This window comes from Arthrobacter sp. SX1312 (assembly GCF_002929295.1).
Classification (GTDB): Bacteria; Actinomycetota; Actinomycetes; order Actinomycetales; family Micrococcaceae; genus Arthrobacter_D.
Window position 1 is genome coordinate 1 of record NZ_PJIM01000025.1, and the last position, 1,051, is coordinate 1,051.

The following is a 1,051-nucleotide window of genomic DNA, read 5'->3' on the forward strand; positions in this document are numbered from 1 at the left end:
TCCTCTTCAACGCGCTGGGCGCGGACGACAGCCCGACGGCCGGTACGACCGCTGCGGAGGTCGTGCGTGAGGACAGCCACCGCCTGTCCCAGGCGCCGGACGAGAAGGCCGTGCTGGTCGAGTTCCTCGACTTCGAATGCGAATCCTGCCTGGCCGCATACCCCGTGGTGGAGGACCTCTCCGAGGAGTACGGGGAGAACCTGACGGTGGTCTCCCGATACTTCCCATTGCCCGGCCACCCGAACTCCGAGACCGCGGCCGCGGCCGTCGAGGCCGCCGCCCAGCAGGGCAGGTTCAAGGAGATGCACGCGCGCATGTACGAGACGCAGCCCGAGTGGAGCCACACCTCCGAGGACAGGTCGCCGGTGTTCCGGGGCTTCGCGGAGGATCTCGGCCTGGACATGGCGGCCTACGACGCAGCGATCGCCGACCCGGCGACCATGGAGCGCGTGAACGCCGACAAGAACGACGGCATGGCGCTGAACGTCGAGGGGACCCCGACGTTCTTCCTCGAGGGACGAAAGATCCAGCCGGCCACGCTCGAGGAATTCCGCAGCCTCATCGAGACCGCCATCGCGGACTGAGCATCATGGCTCACACCACCAGCGACGTCACATCATCCCCGGGAAGTGGGCAGGATGACGTGTCCGTGCCCGGGTTCGCGCGCAGGGTCCCGTTCGGGGCCATGCTCGTGGTCACGGGCGTCATCGGGTGGGCCGCCGCCGGGATCCTGATCCTCGAGAAACTCGAGCTCTACCGGAACCCCGACCACGTCACCAGCTGCGACATCAACCCGTGGGTGTCCTGCGGGCAGGTCATGGAGACCTGGCAGTCCGAGCTCTTCGGTTTCCCCAACCCGTTCATCGGGCTCGTGGGCTTCACCGTCGTCATCACGACCGGCATGGCCCTGCTCGCCGGGGCGCGGTTCAACCGCTGGTACTGGGTGGGCCTGCAGATGGGCGTCACCCTCGGCGCGGTGTTCGCGGCCTGGCTGTGGAGCCAGGCCCTGTTCGACATCTACATCCTCTGCCTCTACTGCATGGTCGTGTGG

General features: G+C 67.5%; 2 protein-coding genes. Both read left to right on the forward strand.

Going from position 1 to position 1,051, the window contains the following annotated elements:
* Positions 1–584, forward strand: a 584-nt coding sequence (locus CXQ92_RS17480; RefSeq protein WP_258070047.1) for a DsbA family protein, incomplete at its 5' end; no start/stop codon positions are given.
* Positions 585–589: 5 nt separating this feature from the next.
* The coding region (locus tag CXQ92_RS17485; protein WP_104169053.1) for a vitamin K epoxide reductase family protein at positions 590–1,051 on the forward strand (462 nt) is incomplete at its 3' end.